General features: G+C 67.1%; 15 protein-coding genes. 10 read left to right on the top strand and 5 right to left on the bottom strand.

The window, feature by feature from the left end; all coding sequences use genetic code 11:
• Window positions 1-2 precede the first annotated feature (2 nt).
• Genes HBE64_RS18180 through HBE64_RS18160 form a run of 5 tightly spaced genes read left to right on the top strand, consistent with a single transcriptional unit; the run spans window position 3 to window position 5,355 of the window.
• Entirely contained in the window at window positions 3-635 is a 633-nt protein-coding gene (locus HBE64_RS18180; RefSeq protein WP_167105192.1) for a dTMP kinase, read from the top strand.
• 53 nt (window positions 636-688) lie between these two features.
• The gene (gene mtrA / locus HBE64_RS18175; protein ID WP_059016521.1) at window positions 689-1,375 is read left to right on the top strand and encodes a two-component system response regulator MtrA; all 687 of its coding nucleotides are present in this window, start codon (window positions 689-691) and stop codon (window positions 1,373-1,375) included.
• 7 nt (window positions 1,376-1,382) lie between these two features.
• A complete protein-coding gene (gene mtrB / locus HBE64_RS18170; protein ID WP_167105189.1) occupies window positions 1,383-3,047 on the top strand; it encodes an MtrAB system histidine kinase MtrB in 1,665 nt (554 codons plus the stop codon).
• A gap of 41 nt (window positions 3,048-3,088) precedes the next feature.
• A complete protein-coding gene (gene lpqB, locus HBE64_RS18165; RefSeq protein WP_243841681.1) occupies window positions 3,089-4,813 on the top strand; it encodes an MtrAB system accessory lipoprotein LpqB in 1,725 nt (574 codons plus the stop codon).
• A 14-nt stretch (window positions 4,814-4,827) separates the two neighbouring features.
• Entirely contained in the window at window positions 4,828-5,355 is a 528-nt protein-coding gene (locus tag HBE64_RS18160; RefSeq protein ID WP_167105182.1) for a VOC family protein, read from the top strand.
• A 10-nt stretch (window positions 5,356-5,365) separates the two neighbouring features.
• Here the strand turns inward: HBE64_RS18160 and HBE64_RS18155 are convergent, their stop codons facing one another.
• Complete coding sequence (locus HBE64_RS18155) at window positions 5,366-6,187, bottom strand: alpha/beta fold hydrolase (RefSeq protein ID WP_167105180.1); 822 nt, start codon at window positions 6,185-6,187, stop codon at window positions 5,366-5,368.
• Window positions 6,188-6,300: 113 nt separating this feature from the next.
• Here HBE64_RS18155 and HBE64_RS18150 point away from each other — a divergent pair, with 113 nt between their 5' ends.
• The 4 genes from HBE64_RS18150 to secA all read left to right on the top strand — a co-directional run bounded on the left by HBE64_RS18150 (window position 6,301) and on the right by secA (window position 11,036).
• Window positions 6,301-6,468, top strand: a complete 168-nt coding sequence (locus tag HBE64_RS18150; protein WP_167105177.1) for a hypothetical protein — start codon at window positions 6,301-6,303, stop codon at window positions 6,466-6,468.
• 30 nt (window positions 6,469-6,498) lie between these two features.
• Window positions 6,499-7,128 (top strand): ComF family protein, encoded by a 630-nt coding sequence (locus HBE64_RS18145; protein WP_167105174.1) that lies wholly within the window; start codon window positions 6,499-6,501, stop codon window positions 7,126-7,128.
• Window positions 7,129-7,421: 293 nt separating this feature from the next.
• Window positions 7,422-8,096, top strand: coding sequence for a ribosome hibernation-promoting factor, HPF/YfiA family (hpf, locus tag HBE64_RS18140; protein WP_167105171.1), 675 nt, complete (start codon window positions 7,422-7,424; stop codon window positions 8,094-8,096).
• A 138-nt stretch (window positions 8,097-8,234) separates the two neighbouring features.
• Window positions 8,235-11,036 (top strand): preprotein translocase subunit SecA, encoded by a 2,802-nt coding sequence (secA, locus tag HBE64_RS18135; protein WP_167105168.1) that lies wholly within the window; start codon window positions 8,235-8,237, stop codon window positions 11,034-11,036.
• Between the two features lie 9 nt (window positions 11,037-11,045).
• On the opposite strand, the gene HBE64_RS18130 is transcribed toward secA, so the two are convergent.
• Window positions 11,046-11,504, bottom strand: coding sequence for an Rv3235 family protein (locus HBE64_RS18130; RefSeq protein WP_167105165.1), 459 nt, complete (start codon window positions 11,502-11,504; stop codon window positions 11,046-11,048).
• A 254-nt stretch (window positions 11,505-11,758) separates the two neighbouring features.
• Between HBE64_RS18130 and HBE64_RS18125 the strand changes: the two genes are divergently transcribed.
• Window positions 11,759-13,168 carry a wax ester/triacylglycerol synthase family O-acyltransferase gene (locus HBE64_RS18125; RefSeq protein WP_167105162.1) on the top strand — a complete coding sequence of 470 codons (1,410 nt, stop codon included), beginning with the start codon at window positions 11,759-11,761 and terminating at the stop codon, window positions 13,166-13,168.
• A 10-nt stretch (window positions 13,169-13,178) separates the two neighbouring features.
• Here the strand turns inward: HBE64_RS18125 and HBE64_RS18120 are convergent, their stop codons facing one another.
• The 3 genes from HBE64_RS18120 to HBE64_RS24790 form a co-directional block, all read right to left on the bottom strand.
• Window positions 13,179-13,817: an MspA family porin gene (locus HBE64_RS18120; RefSeq protein ID WP_167105159.1), complete on the bottom strand. Its 639-nt coding sequence runs from the start codon at window positions 13,815-13,817 to the stop codon at window positions 13,179-13,181.
• 118 nt (window positions 13,818-13,935) lie between these two features.
• Window positions 13,936-15,405 (bottom strand): ABC transporter ATP-binding protein, encoded by a 1,470-nt coding sequence (locus HBE64_RS18115; RefSeq protein ID WP_243841375.1) that lies wholly within the window; start codon window positions 15,403-15,405, stop codon window positions 13,936-13,938.
• Window positions 15,378-15,584 carry a hypothetical protein gene (locus tag HBE64_RS24790; protein ID WP_243841374.1) on the bottom strand — a complete coding sequence of 69 codons (207 nt, stop codon included), beginning with the start codon at window positions 15,582-15,584 and terminating at the stop codon, window positions 15,378-15,380. Before HBE64_RS24790 ends, HBE64_RS18115 begins: the two co-directional genes overlap by 28 nt.
• Window positions 15,585-15,605 lie beyond the last annotated feature (21 nt).

Raw genomic sequence — 15,605 nt, 5'->3', positions numbered from 1 at the left:
GCGTGCTGATCGTCATCGAAGGTCTCGACGGAGCGGGCAAGCGCACGCTGACCCGCGGCCTGCAGCAGGCCTTCGAAGCTGACGGCCGGTCGGTGACCACACTGGCCTTCCCGCGCTACGGCGAGTCCATCCACGCCGACCTCGCCAGCGAGGCGCTGCATGACCGGCACGGCGACCTCGCTGAATCCGTCTACGCCATGGCTGTCCTGTTCGCCCTCGACCGGGCCGGGGCCAAAGAGCACATCGTCACGCTGTGCACCGACTACGACGTCGTCATCCTGGATCGCTATGTGGCCTCCAACGCGGCCTACAGCGCGGCGCGGCTCTATCAAGGCGGCGCCGGTGAGGTGGTGTCGTGGGTGGGGGAGCTGGAGTACGGCCGGTTCGGGCTGCCCAAGCCTGACCGCCAGATCCTGCTCGACGCTTCGGTGGAGCTGGCTGCCCAGCGGGCCAGGCAGCGCGCCGAGCAGGAGGCGGAGCGGGCCCGCGACGCCTACGAGCGAGATGACGGGCTGCAGCAGCGCACCGGCACGGTGTACGCCGAACTTGCCGCCGCCGATTGGGGCGGCCCGTGGTCGATCATCGAGCCCGACATCGACCCCGTCGAGCTGGCCCGGTCGTTGCACGCAGGGTAAATGTCGTGACGCGCCCGTGTGGTAGCCGGGGTTTGTCGCGATTCGGTGACACCATGGACTCCATGAGGCAAAGGATTCTGGTTGTCGACGACGATCCGTCGTTGGCCGAGATGCTCACCATCGTGCTGCGGGGTGAGGGTTTCGACACCGCGGTCATCGGCGACGGTTCGCAGGCGCTGACGGCGGTGCGTGAATTGCGCCCTGACCTGGTGCTACTGGATCTCATGCTGCCCGGCATGAACGGCATCGACGTATGCCGGGTGCTGCGGGCAGACTCCGGGGTGCCGATCGTGATGTTGACCGCGAAGACCGACACGGTTGACGTCGTGCTGGGCTTGGAGTCGGGCGCGGACGACTACGTGATGAAGCCCTTCAAGCCGAAGGAGCTCGTCGCACGGGTCCGGGCGCGTCTGCGCCGTAACGAGGACGAGCCGGCCGAAATGCTGTCGATCGCCGATATCGACATCGACGTGCCTGCTCACAAGGTCACCCGCAACGGCGAGCAGATTTCGCTGACGCCGCTGGAGTTCGACCTGCTGGTGGCGTTGGCGCGCAAACCGCGGCAGGTGTTTACTCGTGATGTGCTGCTCGAACAGGTGTGGGGCTATCGCCATCCCGCCGACACCCGTTTGGTGAACGTGCACGTCCAGCGGTTGCGTGCCAAGGTCGAGAAGGACCCGGAGAACCCGCAAGTGGTGCTCACCGTTCGAGGAGTGGGATACAAGGCCGGACCGCCGTGACGCGACGATGATTCGAGCTCGTGTTCGCGGTCCCTGGGGGCGATCCGGCCCCCTGGTGCGGGGCACGAGTGCGCTGAGTCGGGCAGTCGCGCAGATTTGGCGTCGCTCGCTGCAGCTGCGGGTGGTCGTGTTGACCCTCGGGCTGTCGCTGGCTGTGATCCTGGTGCTCGGATTCGTGCTCACCAGTCAGATCACCAACCGGGTGCTCGACGTGAAGGTGCATGCCGCGACCGAGGAGATCGACCGGGCGCGCAACACCGTCAGCGGAATCGTCAGTGGTGAAGAGGCGCGCTCGCTGGACAGCAGCCTGCAGCTGGCCCGTAACACCCTGATTTCCAAGACCGGTCAGTCGTCCGGTGCTGCGCTGGCCGGCACCTTCGACGCCGTGCTGATGGTGCCCGGTGACGGACCGCGGGCGGCGACGGCGGCTGGACCCGTCGAGCAGATCCCGAAGTCGTTGCGCGACTTCGTCAAGGCCGGCCAGGTCTCATATCAGTACTCGGCGGTGCGCACCGAAACGTTCTCCGGCCCGGCGCTGCTGATCGGAACGCCCGTGCCGGCCCGGGTGCCCAATCTCGAGCTCTATCTGGTGTTCCCGCTCAACAGCGAGGAAAGCACCATCACCCTGGTACGCGGCACCATGGTCACCGGTGGTCTGGTGCTGCTGGTGTTGCTGGCCGGGATCGCGCTGCTGGTCTCCCGGCAGGTGGTGCTGCCGGTGCGCTCGGCGTCACGGATCGCCGAACGATTCGCCGAAGGCCATCTGTCCGAGCGGATGCCGGTGCGCGGCGAGGACGATATGGCGCGGCTGGCGGTGTCGTTCAACGACATGGCCGAGAGTCTGCAACGCCAGATCACCCAGCTCGAGGAGTTCGGCAACCTGCAACGGCGGTTCACCTCCGACGTCAGCCACGAGTTGCGCACGCCGTTGACGACGGTGCGGATGGCGGCCGACCTGATCCACGACCACGCCGAGGAACTCGACCCGTCGTTGCGCCGCTCGACCGAGCTGATGGTCAACGAACTCGACCGGTTCGAGACCCTGCTCAACGATCTGCTCGAAATCTCCCGGCACGACGCCGGTGTGGCCGAACTGTCGGTCGAAGCGGTGGATCTTCGCTCGACGGTCAAGAGCGCGCTGGGCAATGTCGGGCATCTGGCCGACGACGCGGGAATCGAGCTGCAGGTCGAACTGCCCGAGCAGGAGGTCATCGCCGAGGTCGACCCGCGCCGCGTGGAACGGATTCTGCGCAACCTGATCGCCAACGCCATCGACCACGCCGAACGTAAACCGGTGCGCATCCGGATGGCCGCCGACGAGGACACCGTCGCCGTTACGGTCCGCGACTTCGGCGTCGGGCTGCGGCCGGGCGAGGAGAAGCTGGTGTTCAGCCGGTTCTGGCGATCCGACCCCTCGCGGGTGCGACGGTCGGGCGGAACCGGGCTTGGTCTGGCGATCAGCATCGAGGACGCCCGGCTACACCAGGGCCGGCTGGAGGCGTGGGGCGAACCCGGCAAGGGCGCCTGCTTCCGGTTGACCCTTCCGCTGGTGCGCGGGCACAAGGTCACCACCAGCCCGCTGCCGTTGAAACCCGTTGCGACACCGCGGCTCGAGGCCCGCGGTGAGCAACGCCAGGCCCGGCAGCGCGAACCCGCGCAGGAGAGCGTGTGACACGCCGCTTGCTGACGTTGCTGATCGTCGGTGTGGTCGCGATGTCGATCGGCGGTTGTGCGGGGGTGCCGAATTCCTCGGCGCCGCAAGCGATCGGGACCGTCGAGCGGCCGCAGCCCAAGAATCTGCCCAAACCCAACCCGGGGATGGATCCCGATCAGCTGCTGCGGGAGTTCCTCAAGGCGACCGCCGATCCGGCCAACCGGCACCTGGCCGCCCGTCAGTTTCTCACCGAGTCGGCCTCGAGTGCCTGGGACGATCAGGGCAGCGCCCTGCTGATCGACAAAGTCGTGTTCGTCGAAACCCGCACCGTCGAAAGGGTTTCGGTGACGATGAAGGCCGACATCCTCGGTTCGCTGTCGGATATCGGGGTGTTCGAGACTGCCGACGGAAAGCTGCCCGACCCGGGCCCGATCGAGATGATCCAGACCGCCGACGGCTGGCGGATCAACAAGCTGCCCAACGGAGTGTTCCTGGACTGGCAGCAGTTCCAGGCCACCTACAAACGCAACACGCTGTACTTCGTCGACCCGACCGGCAAGACCGTGGTACCGGACCCGCGTTATGTCGCGGTCTCCGACTCCGATCAGCTGGCCACCGAGCTGGTGAGCAAACTGATCGGCGGACCGCGCCCGGAGATGGCCAAGACGGTGCGCAACCTGATGGGTGCGCCGCTGAAGATGATCGGTCCGGTGACCCGTGCGGACGGTAGCAAGACCGGAATCGGCCGCGGGTACGGCGGCGCGCGCGTCGAACTGGAGAACCTCACCACCACCGACCCGCACAGTAGGCAATTGCTTGCCGCGCAGATCATTTGGACGCTGGCCCGCTCCGATATCAAGGGCCCGTACGTGATCACCGCCGACGGTGCCGCGCTCGACGACCGCTTCGCCCAGGGCTGGAGCACCACTGACGTGGCGGCCACCGACCCGGGCGCGGTCGACGGCGCGTCGGCCGGTGTGCACGCGCTGATCGGCGGGTCGATGGTGTCGTTGGATGGCCAGCGCGCCGCCCCTGTGGCGGGGTCCTTCGGGTCGATCGGTGACCAGATGGCGGCGTCGCTGTCGCGCACCGGCCGCGATATCGCCTCGGTGGTGGTGTTGCGTCCCGGCGCGCCGGACATGGCGTCGTCGCTGTGGATCGGCCCCAACGGTGGCGCTGCGGCGCAGGCGACCGACTCACGCTCGCTCAGCCGGCCGTCGTGGGCGCTGGACGACGCGGTCTGGGTGGTGGTCGACGGCAACAGCGTCGTGCGGGTGATCCAGGAGCAGGCCTCCGGCCAACCCGCGCGTATCCCAGTCGATTCCGCCGCGGTGGCGTCGTCGTTTCCCGGTGCGATCACCGAGTTGCAGCTGTCCCGCGACGGCACCCGTGCGGCGATGGTGATCAACGGCCAGGTGGTGCTGGCCGGGGTGGAGCAGACCCCGGTCGGCGAGTTCGCACTGACTTATCCGCGCCGGCTCGGGTTCGGCCTCGGTGCCTCGGTGGTGTCGCTGTCGTGGCGCACCGGCGACGACATCGTGGTCACCAGGACTGATCCGGCGCACCCGGTGTCATATGTGAATCTCGACGGCGTGAACTCCGACGGGCCCGCAGGCAATGTCACGATGCCGGTGACGGCGGTCGCTGCCAACCCGTCGGCGGTGTATGTCGCCGACGCGCGCGGTGTGTTGCAACTCTCGGGGACCAACGCGGAGAACGGCCAATCCTGGTCGGATGTAAGGCCTTTCATGGTTGCCGGCGCCATTCCGGTGCTGCCCGGCTGAGAAGGAGAAGCAACGTGCCCGGACCTGTGCTGCCCGGACCGATCCGCCAGATCGGCTACATCGTTCGCGATTTCGATGCTGCCTTGAACGATTGGCTGCAGCTCGGTGTGGGCCCGTGGTTCGTGATGCGGGGTATCACCCAGTCGGGCACCTACCGTGGGCAGCCGTGCACGGTGACACTGACAATCGGGTTCGCCAACAGCGGCGACATGCAGATCGAAGTGATCCGCCAGGACGACGACGGCCCGTCGATCTACTCGGAGTTCACCGACGCCGGGGGAGACGGCTATCACCAGCTGGCCTATTGGGCGGATGACTTCGACGCGGCACTGGCGGCCGGGCAGGCCGCCGGCTGGCCGGTGGTGTGGTCGGGCGGCGACGCGGAGTCGGCGCGCTACGCCTACTTCGAGGCGCCGGGTAACACCGCGACGATCATCGAGCTGATGGAGCTCACCGCGTCCTCGTTGTGGATGGTCGACTTCGTGCGCAGCGCCGCCGTCGACTGGGACGGCAGCGACCCGATTCGCGTGCTGTTCGGGTAGCCGCGGTCGATCAGATGTGGGTCAGGAGGCGCTCCGCGAACTCATCAGGGTGCTCGCGGTGCAGGAAATGTCCGCCGGGAGATTCCTCGACGATGTAGTCGCTGTCAAACATCCGGGCGGCGCCCCGGAAGTCCGATGGTTCTGCTATGGGGTCATCGCTTCCAACGAAGGCCACGGTCGGCACCGTGATCTGCGACTTCAGCGATGCGGACGGGAAGGGCGAGAGTTTCCGGTAGTAGCCGAACGCGGCATTGAGGCTCCTGGGATTCGAGAAGCACGCTCGGACGGCGTCGAACTCGTCCGGGGCCGGACTCCACGTGGGCGACCACCGCCGGTAGATCGCGGGTAGCGCCGCAAAGTCGTTACGTGCGAAGCGTTTCGGGGCTCCCGGGAGTTTGTATGTCGCGAAGTGGCGGATGCCCCAAAGTTTCCGCAACGACGGTTTCAGGGCTCCTGGGTGCGGAATGGCGATCGTGATCAGCTTCGCGACCCGGTGCGGATCGAGCGCTGCGGCACCGTAGGCGGCCGCGGCGCCCCAATCGTGGCCGACGACGATGGCGTCCTGCGCCCCCAGGGCGGGTATCAGTGCAAGGACGTCGCGCGCCAAGGTCTCCTGATCCGGATCCGCATCCGGGATGCCGGTCGGCTGATATCCGCGCATGAACGGGCTGACGGCGCGATAGCCCTGTGCGGCAAGCCGGGAGCGAAGGTGGTCCCACGTATGTGCGGTGTCAGGGAACCCGTGGAGTAGAAGCACGAGCGGGCCCGAACCTTCGTCGAAGTAGGCAAACCTGAGTCCGTTTGCGTCGATGAAACTGAGCCCGTCGGCCATGGCTCGAAGAGTAACCCTCGTCACACCCTCACGGCACCCCGCAGCGAATCACCTAGCCGAGCTAACTTTCTCGGCCTACCGTGGCGTCATACGGGGGTTACGAGGAGGCAACCATGAGCCCATTGATGACATCGGTGGACATCATTCGCTACGCGATCGGCGACCAGGTGCGCGAACTCGGCGGCAACGAAGACGTCGTCGACCAGATCGCCACGTCGGCCGCCTACGCGGTCTGGATCGGCGCGGCCGCCGACGTCGAACGGCGCTCGGCCGGACTCTGAGCTGTCACACCCCGGCGCCACACTGCAGGGGTGCTCGACCTGGTCCTGCCCCTGGAGTGTGGCGGCTGCGGTGCCCCGTCGACGCGGTGGTGCGACCCGTGCGCCGCGACGCTGGCCGTCCACGCTGACGAACCGCACGTGATCACCCCCCGCGCCGATCCCGGTGTGCCCGTCTTCGCCCTCGGTCCCTACGCCGGCGCCCGCCGTCAGGCCATCGTCGCGCTCAAAGAACACGGCCGCCGCGACCTCGTCGCACCGCTGTCCCGCGCCCTGGCCCTCGGCATCCACCAACTCATCCGGTGGGGTATCGCCGACACCCCGATCACCGTAGTCCCGGCCCCCACCCGGGCCTCGGCCGTGCGCCGCCGCGGCGGTGACCCCGTCACCCGCCTCGCCACGGCCGCCACCGAACACAACCCCGGCATCGCCGTCGTCTCCGCCCTTCGCACCAGGGCCCTGGTCCGCGATTCCGTCGGCCTGACGAGCACCGCGCGCGAGCACAACCTGCGCGGCAGGCTGCGTCTCACCCGGCCCGTCGAGGGCCCCGTGCTGCTGATCGACGACATCGTCACCACCGGCGCGACCGCCCGGGAATCGGTGCACACCCTGCACGCCGCAGGGGCGAAAGTGACGGCTGTGCTCACCCTCGCGCACGCCTGAGCATTCGATGTCGTTTGTCCTTGTTATGAAGGCCCAAAGAACACCCAAACTGGTACCTCGAAAAGGTGGCTCACCGTGTGAACACGGACTACCGTCGGGGCCAACACACCGTGAACACATCACGGGGGCGGTCGAGTACCAGGCCCGCCACTTCGCCCAAACGGTAGGAGGTGAGTTCTTCGACCTCTGGCGCCGGCGGGCGAGAATCCGTGCCTCTCCTGTCCGGCGCACTTATCGATGACAGGCCGGCACGCCGCGTGCGTGCAACCCGTAAGAGAAACGAGTTGTCAAGCATGTCAATCCAATCCGTGAACACAGAACAGTTGACCGACGCCGACGAGACCTCCGAAGCCCAGCCCAACGCCGAAGTTCAGGTGACGGGTCGCAACGTCGAGGTCCCCGACCACTACCGCGTATACGTCGCGGGCAAGCTCGCTCGCCTCGAGCGGTTCGATCGCACGATCTACCGTTTCGACGTCGAGCTCGAGCACGAACGCAACCGCCGCCAGCGCAAGAACTGTCAGCACGTCGAGATCACCGCGCGCGGACGCGGCCCCGTCGTCCGCGGCGAGGGCTGCGCCGACAGCTTCTACGGAGCGTTCGAGGCCGCGGTGCACAAGCTCGAGAACCGGCTGCGCCGCAGCAAAGACCGGCGCAAGGTGCACTACGGCGACAAGACGCCGGTCTCGCTGCACCAGGCGACCGCCGTCATCGACGCCGCCACCGCATTCGCCCCCAAGGCCGACACGGCAACCGCCGTCGAGGACATCGCGGTCGAAGACCACGAGCCGGGCCGCATCGTGCGCACCAAGGACCACCCGGCCAAGCCGATGACGGTCGATGACGCGCTCTACGAGATGGAGCTGGTGGGCCACGACTTCTTCTTGTTCCACGACAAGGAGAGCGACCGCCCGTCGGTCGTCTACCGCCGGCACGCCTACGACTACGGCCTGATCCGGCTGTCCTGAGCTGAGCAGCCTTGATCCGGCTCGCCTGGCGGGCCGGATCAAGGCTGGCGGGTGGCCAACAGCGCTTCACCTAGGATGGAGAGCGCTCACGCCTCCAATCCACGAGGGAAACCCCCTCCGATAGTTCCAGGGGAACACGTGCTGTCGAAGTTACTGCGCCTTGGTGAAGGTCGCATGGTCAAGCGCCTCAAGGGGGTGGCTGACTACGTCAACACCTTGTCCGACGACGTAGAAAAGCTCACCGACGCCGAGCTGCGGGCCAAGACCGACGAGTTCAAGAAGCGCTACGCCGACGGCGAAAGCCTCGATGACCTGCTGCCCGAGGCGTTTGCCGTCGCCCGCGAGGCGGCCTGGCGGGTGCTGTCCCAGCGGCACTTCGACGTCCAGGTCATGGGTGGTGCGGCCCTGCACTTCGGCAACGTTGCCGAGATGAAGACCGGTGAGGGCAAGACCCTCACCTGTGTGCTGCCCGCCTACCTCAACGCGATCAGCGGCGACGGCGTGCACGTTGTCACCGTCAACGACTACCTGGCCAAACGCGACAGCGAGTGGATGGGTCGCGTGCACCGCTTCCTGGGGCTCGACGTCGGCGTGATCCTGGCCCAGATGACCCCTGACGAACGACGCGTCGCCTACGCCGCCGACATCACCTACGGCACCAACAACGAGTTCGGTTTCGACTACCTGCGCGACAACATGGCCCACTCGCTGGACGATCTGGTGCAGCGCGGCCACAACTACGCCATCGTCGACGAGGTCGACTCCATCCTGATCGACGAGGCCCGCACCCCGCTGATCATTTCCGGTCCGGCCGACGGCGCCTCGCACTGGTACACCGAGTTCGCCCGGATCGTGCCGCTGATGGAGAAGGACACCCATTACGAGGTCGACATCCGCAAGCGCACCGTCGGCGTCCATGAGCTCGGCGTCGAGTTCGTCGAAGACCAGCTCGGCATCGACAACCTCTACGAGGCCGCCAACTCCCCGCTGGTCAGCTACCTCAACAACGCGTTGAAGGCCAAGGAGCTCTTCCAGCTCGACAAGGACTACATCGTCCGCAACGGCGAGGTCCTGATCGTCGACGAGTTCACCGGCCGCGTGCTGATCGGCCGGCGCTACAACGAAGGCATGCACCAGGCCATCGAGGCCAAGGAGCGCGTCGAGATCAAGGCCGAGAACCAGACGCTGGCCACGATCACCCTGCAGAACTACTTCCGGCTCTACGACAAGCTCTCCGGCATGACCGGCACCGCCGAGACCGAGGCCGCCGAGCTGCACGAGATCTACAAGCTCGGCGTGGTCCAGATCCCGACCAACCGCTCGATGATCCGCAAGGATCAGACCGACCTGATCTACAAGACCGAAGAAGCCAAGTACATCGCCGTCGTCGACGACGTCACCGAGCGCTACGAGAAGGGCCAGCCGGTCCTGATCGGCACCACCAGCGTTGAGCGGTCGGAGTACCTCTCGCGCCAGTTCCAGAAGCGCCGCGTCCCGCACAACGTCCTCAACGCCAAGTACCACGAGAAGGAAGCGGCCATCATCGCCGAGGCCGGCCGTCGTGGAGCGATCACGGTGGCCACCAACATGGCCGGCCGCGGTACCGACATCGTGCTCGGCGGCAACGTCGACTTCCTGGTCGACCTGCGCCTGCGCGAACGCGGTCTGGATCCCATCGAGACGCCTGACGAGTACGAGGCCGCCTGGCACGAAGAGCTGCCGAAGGTCAAGGCCGAAGCCGCCGAGGAGGCCGAGGACGTGATCGCCGTCGGCGGTCTCTACGTTCTCGGTACCGAGCGTCACGAGTCGCGCCGCATCGACAACCAGCTGCGCGGCCGCTCCGGTCGCCAGGGTGACCCGGGTGAGTCTCGGTTCTATCTGTCGCTGGGCGACGAACTCATGAAGCGCTTCAATGGCGAAACGCTGGAAAGCCTGTTGAACCGGCTCAACCTGCCCGACGACGTGCCGATCGAGGCCAAGATGGTCACCCGCGCCATCAAGAGCGCCCAGACCCAGGTCGAGCAGCAGAACTTCGAGATCCGCAAGAACGTGCTCAAGTACGACGAGGTGATGAACCAGCAGCGCAAGGTCATCTACGAGGAGCGCCGCCGGATCCTGGAGGGGGAGAACCTGCAGCAGCAGGCCCACGACATGCTCGTCGACGTCGTCACCGCCTACGTCGACGGCGCCACCGCCGAGGGCTACTCGGAGGACTGGGACCTCGAGCAGCTGTGGGCCGCCCTCAAGCAGCTCTACCCGGTGGGCATCGACCACCACGACCTGATCGACTCCGACGCCATCGGCGAACCCGGCGAGCTCACCCGCGAGGAGCTGCTCGACGCTCTCATCGCGGACGCCGAAAACGCTTACGCCAAGCGGGAAGCCGAGATCGAGGCGCTCGCCGGTGAAGGCGCCATGCGCCAGCTGGAGCGCAACGTCCTGCTCAACGTCATCGACCGCAAGTGGCGCGAGCACCTCTACGAGATGGACTACCTCAAGGAAGGCATCGGCCTGCGCGCCATGGCGCAGCGCGACCCGCTGGTCGAGTACCAGCGCGAAGGCTACGACATGTTCGTCGGCATGCTCGAGGGCCTCAAGGAGGAGTCTGTCGGCTTCCTGTTCAACGTCCAGGTCGAGGCCGTGCCGCAGAGCCCGGCCGTGGCCCCGGTGGCGGTACCGGAGGGGCTGGCCAACTTGGGCGCCGCCGAGGCCGAGCCCGAAGCGCGACATGCCGCACCGGCGTTGCGCGCCAAGGGAATTGACGACGAGGACTCGCGTCAGCTGACCTACACCGGGCCGGCCGAGGACGGGTCGGCCGAGATCAAGCGCAACGGTGGCGGCAAGCACGCCGCATCGGCGGCGGCCGGCGGCACCCGCAAGGAGCGCCGCGAAGCTGCGCGTCAGCGGGCCAAGGACCAGAGGACACTGCGCCGCGGCTGACCGGTCGGGTCAGCCGATGTGCAGGGCTACCACCTGCCAGCGCAGACCGGTCGGCGTCGGCATCTGCTGCACCCGGCAGGCGATCGCGTGTACCCGCTCGTCGCGGGTGTACGTCGCGGCCACCTCGGCCGCGGTGCCGTCGGCTCCCACCGGCTGAACCCGCAACCGGCGCAGCCGCGCGGGGGAGCGGCGCTCCTGGCGCACCACCGCGGGCAGCAGTGAGTCGACCAGGCCACCGGCAAGCAGCGGACGTAGCTGGGTCAGTGGACGGCGCCGGTCGATGACCTCCAGCACCCGGCGTAGCGCGGCGTCGGCGAAACCACCCGCGGCCCGCATCGGGGCGGTGTCGGGCGGTGGCGCCGGACGAGGCGGCGATTGCGGGGCGCGCCTGCGGGCAAGACGCACCGGGACGGCCCCGACATGCGCTGCGGGGGGCTCGTAATCGACGACGGGAACGACGCTGGACATGGGCACTCTCCGGTGATCGGTCGATCGGGGACCGGCCGCTGGAGAGGGGCGAACCGTTGGCGTCATGATGGCACAATCGGCTCCGGCGCGTGTGCACCCCTCCTGCGAGACAGTGCTGTTGGCGGTTACCGTGTCGGGACGGATTCGGGTGCTCGGCGGGCAGGAGCGGCGGCACCCCGGGGGAGTGGTCGCTCGGCGGGCAGGAGCGGAGTGACCGGGGAATGGTTGTAGCGGATGAAGGGAATAGCGCAACGATGGTGACTCGGTTGTCAGCATCGGATGCGTCGTTTTTTCACCTGGAGAACACCTCGACGCCGATGTACGTCGGCTCGCTGTCGATCCTGCGCAAACCGCGCGCCGGGCTGAGCTACGACACCCTGCTGGAGACCATCGAGCACCGGTTGCCCCAGATCCCGCGGTACCGGCAGAAGGTCCGTGAGGTGACTCTGGGGCTGGCCCGCCCGGTCTGGGTCGACGACCCCGACTTCGACATCACCTATCACGTGCGCCGCTCCGCGCTGCCCTCGCCGGGCAGCGACGCCCAGCTGCACGAACTGATCGCCCGGCTGGGGTCGCGGCCCCTGGACCGCTCCCGGCCACTGTGGGAGATGTACCTCATCGAGGGCCTGGCCAAGAACCGGCTGGCGGTCTACACCAAGACGCATCAGGCGCTGGTCAACGGGATGACCGCCCTGGAGATCGGCCACGTCATCGCCGACCGCACACAGCGGCCGCCGGCGTTCGGCGAGGACATCTGGATTCCCGGCCGCGAGCCCAGCAGCCGGCAGCTGCTCCTCGGTGCGGTCGGTGACTGGCTGGCCCGCCCGGGCCAGCAGCTCGAGGCGGTCCGATCGGCCGTCACCGACGTGGCCACCAGCAGCGCCGAGCTGGCCGAGCTGGCGCGCCGGCTCACCGACGTCGCCCGCACGGTCGCGCGCGGCACCGCACCCGACAGCCCGCTGAACACCACGGTGTCACGCAATCGGCGGTTCACCGTGGCCAGCGGCTCACTGGCCGACTACCGCAAGGTGCGGTCACGCTACGACTGCGACGTCAACGACGTCGTGCTCGCAGTGATCGCCGGTGCGCTGCGCAACTGGCTGATGTCGCGCGGCGAACCGGTGACCAACACGGCGACGGTGCGCGCCATGGCCCCGACGTCGGTCTATCCCGAAGCCGACCTGGGCGCCGCGGGCCCCGGCCAGGCAATCAGCGAGGTGGCGCCGTTCCTGGTGGACCTGCCGGTCGGAGAAGGCAACCCCGTCGTGCGGCTGTCGCAGATCGCGCATGCCACCGAGTCGCACTCGGCGGCGGCCAGCCTGGTCGACGCCCGCACGATCGTCACGCTGTCCGGGTTCGCGCCGCCAACGCTGCACGCGATGGGCACCAGGGTGGCCACCCAGTTCTCCGCGCGCCAGTTCAACCTGTTGATCACCAACGTGCCCGGGCCGCAGTCCCAGATGTACCTGGCCGGAACGAAACTGCTCGAGACCTACGCCGTCCCGCCGCTGCTGCACGACCAGGTGCTCGCCATCGGAGTGACGTCCTACTGCGGCATGCTGTACTTCGGCATCAACGCCGACCGTGAGGCGATGAGCGACGTCGACGTGTTCCCCGCGCTGTTGGCCGAATCGCTCGAGGAACTTCTCGAAGCCGCCCAGTAATCCGCTTGCCTCAGTTCATGTTCCAGGCGTCGCCATAGGTGGTCACACTGTCACCGGCCTTGGAGATCAGCCGGGCGAACGGTCGAAGCAGCAGCCCGCCGGCCGCCCCGGTCACAGTGCCGTGCGCATTGGACACCGCCACGCTGCCATTGGCGCCCTTGACGTTCACCGAGAAGGTGCTGACCTCCTGGATGCCGGGGCCGTTGCCCAGGTTGGCCGCAATCGAGACGCCCGGAAGCAGGTTCGGTGTGATCACCGACCCCAGCGGATTGAACCTGTTCGGCGAGATCGACGCCTTGTCGAGCAGGACGTTGGGCGTCGTGTAGCTGAAGTTGATCCCGACCCCCAGCGACCAGGGGAAGCCGACCTGATAGCCGAGCTCCAAGCTGCCGGTGAAGTCGTCGGCCCCGTCACCGGTCACGGTGTAGACCGCCTTGCCGGAGTGTAACCACTCACGGGTCAACCGGTTGCGGTCCAGGGGAGCGACGCCGTTGAGGAAGGTGTCCGCCTGCTCGACGGTCAAGGTGCGGCCGTGGCCGTCGACGATGCTGAGTTGGTTGTCCACACCTGCGGTGGAGATTCCTGCACCACATGCGAGTTCGACCACCACCGAGGTCACCAGTGCCAACAGGAAACCCACGATCTTCATGACGCACCTCAGACTTGGTAGCGGCCAACCACGACCCGACCAGCCTGACGGGCCGCAAACCCGACCGGAATCCGCCGACAGGCCGCTGTCGGCCGCCGAATGGCTGAAGTGCGACCGGCTATTGATTCGGGATGTGCATCGCGGCGACCAGATTGCGGTAGAGGCCATCGGATGCCAGCAGTTCGGCATGCGTGCCCCGCGCCCGGATCCGTCCGTCCTGCATCACGACGATCGTGTCGGCGTCGACGACCGTCGACAGGCGGTGCGCGACGGTGACGACAGCCTGAACCTGGGCTCGCAGCCGAATGCAGTCGTGGACGGCGGCTTCGCTGAGTCCGTCGACGTGTGCGGTCGCCTCGTCGAGGACCAGCACCTGGGACGGATTGATGATCGCGCGGGCCAGCGCGATGCGCTGGCGCTGGCCCGTCGATATCGCCGACGATGTGAGGTCGGTGTCCAGTCCGTGTTCGAGCGCGGCGATGTCGTCTGCCAGACGGACTTCATCGAGTACCCGGTGCAATTGCTGATCGGTCGCCGAACCGACGCTGTAGAGCAGGTTCTCCCGGACCGTGCCCGGCAGGACAGGTGTCTCCTGTTCCACGAAAGCCAGCCGGCTGCGGATGTGGTCATGTCCGACGGTCGAATACGGTTGTCCACCGAAGAACAGTTCGCCACGTTGGGGTACGAGGAACTGCATGATGAGCGACAACACCGTCGTCTTGCCGGCCCCTGATGGGCCGACGATCGCGATGTGTCCGCGCTCCGGGATGGCCAGGTTCACATCGTGAACGGCCGCCCTACGTCCCTCGTAAGCAGCGGTGACGCAACGCAATTCCAGTGCGGGCTGGCCGACACGCGCTCCGCCGGTCGGGCGAACGCCCGAACCGAGGATTGGTTCGGTGTCGAGCTGCTGGACCTCGCGGATGCGCCCAGCGGCGGCGATTCCCGTCTGCAACGTGGTGACATTGGTGGACAACTCGGTCACCGGGTCCATCAGGCCGAATGCGTAGAGCAGGAAAGCGACCAGACTGGACAGTTCCAGCGCGCCGCTGCCCACCCGCCAGGCACCGACCGTCAGGATCATGATGATCGCGAAATCGACGCCGGCCCAAGCGATGGTTTCCGCGATCGATTCCCTTCGCACGGCGCGAATACTGTGTTCGGTTGCCGCCCTAGCTGATTCGATGATCTTGTCGGACTGGCGTTGTTCTGCCCGACTGGCCTTCACTGTGCGAATCGCGTGCAACGTCGCTTCGAGGGTGCCGCCTACGCGGCCCAGATGTTGCTGCGCGGTCTGTCTTTCGTCGGCGACACCCGGCATGAGAACCAGGAACAGGATCGAGACCACGACGATCGCGGCGAGCGTCGCGAGCAGCAGCGGTACGTCCAGCACAGCCATCAGCACCAGCGTGCCGACCAGCATGACGAACCCGTTGATGAGTCCGATGACGCTGGTGGAGGCCGCCTCGTGCAGCAGAACCGAATCAGAGGTCACCCGGGTGACCAGTTCGCCTGCGGGCCGTTTGGTCACGGCCTGGACCGTGGCGCGCAGCATGCGGTTCACCATCGTCTCGCGCGCTTCGAGCACGACACGTTCACCGAGGGATTGGTGATCATCGGTGTGGCCAGACCGGCGGCTGAGCCGATCAGGCCCAGAAGTGCGCCGCCGGCCAGTGTGCCGCGATGCGGGGAGGCGAATGACCAGAGCAACTGCAAACGTGTCAGTCCCAACCCGCGGCGGGTCGCCACGGGGCGGTTGTCGGACATGTTGGTCGGCTCCTGTTCAAT

This window comes from Mycobacterium sp. DL592, from assembly GCF_011694515.1.
GTDB lineage: Bacteria > Actinomycetota > Actinomycetes > Mycobacteriales > Mycobacteriaceae > Mycobacterium.
The sequence above is the reverse complement of the archived record's forward strand: the minus strand, read 5'-3'. Positions and strand labels throughout refer to the sequence as shown.

Bases quoted from the DNA above. Each gene is read 5' to 3' on its own strand.
- mtrA (WP_059016521.1), top strand. From the start codon at position 689: ATGGACTCCATGAGGCAAAGGATTCTGGTTGTCGACGACGATCCGTCG.
- mtrB (WP_167105189.1), top strand. From the start codon at position 1,383: ATGATTCGAGCTCGTGTTCGCGGTCCCTGGGGGCGATCCGGCCCCCTG.
- lpqB (WP_243841681.1), top strand. From the start codon at position 3,089: ATGTCGATCGGCGGTTGTGCGGGGGTGCCGAATTCCTCGGCGCCGCAA.
- HBE64_RS18155 (WP_167105180.1), bottom strand. From the start codon at position 6,187: ATGGCCGACGGGCTCAGTTTCATCGACGCAAACGGACTCAGGTTTGCC.
- HBE64_RS18150 (WP_167105177.1), top strand. From the start codon at position 6,301: ATGAGCCCATTGATGACATCGGTGGACATCATTCGCTACGCGATCGGC.
- hpf (WP_167105171.1), top strand. From the start codon at position 7,422: ATGTCAATCCAATCCGTGAACACAGAACAGTTGACCGACGCCGACGAG.
- HBE64_RS18130 (WP_167105165.1), bottom strand. From the start codon at position 11,504: ATGTCCAGCGTCGTTCCCGTCGTCGATTACGAGCCCCCCGCAGCGCAT.
- HBE64_RS18125 (WP_167105162.1), top strand. From the start codon at position 11,759: ATGGTGACTCGGTTGTCAGCATCGGATGCGTCGTTTTTTCACCTGGAG.
- HBE64_RS18120 (WP_167105159.1), bottom strand. From the start codon at position 13,817: ATGAAGATCGTGGGTTTCCTGTTGGCACTGGTGACCTCGGTGGTGGTC.
- HBE64_RS24790 (WP_243841374.1), bottom strand. From the start codon at position 15,584: ATGTCCGACAACCGCCCCGTGGCGACCCGCCGCGGGTTGGGACTGACA.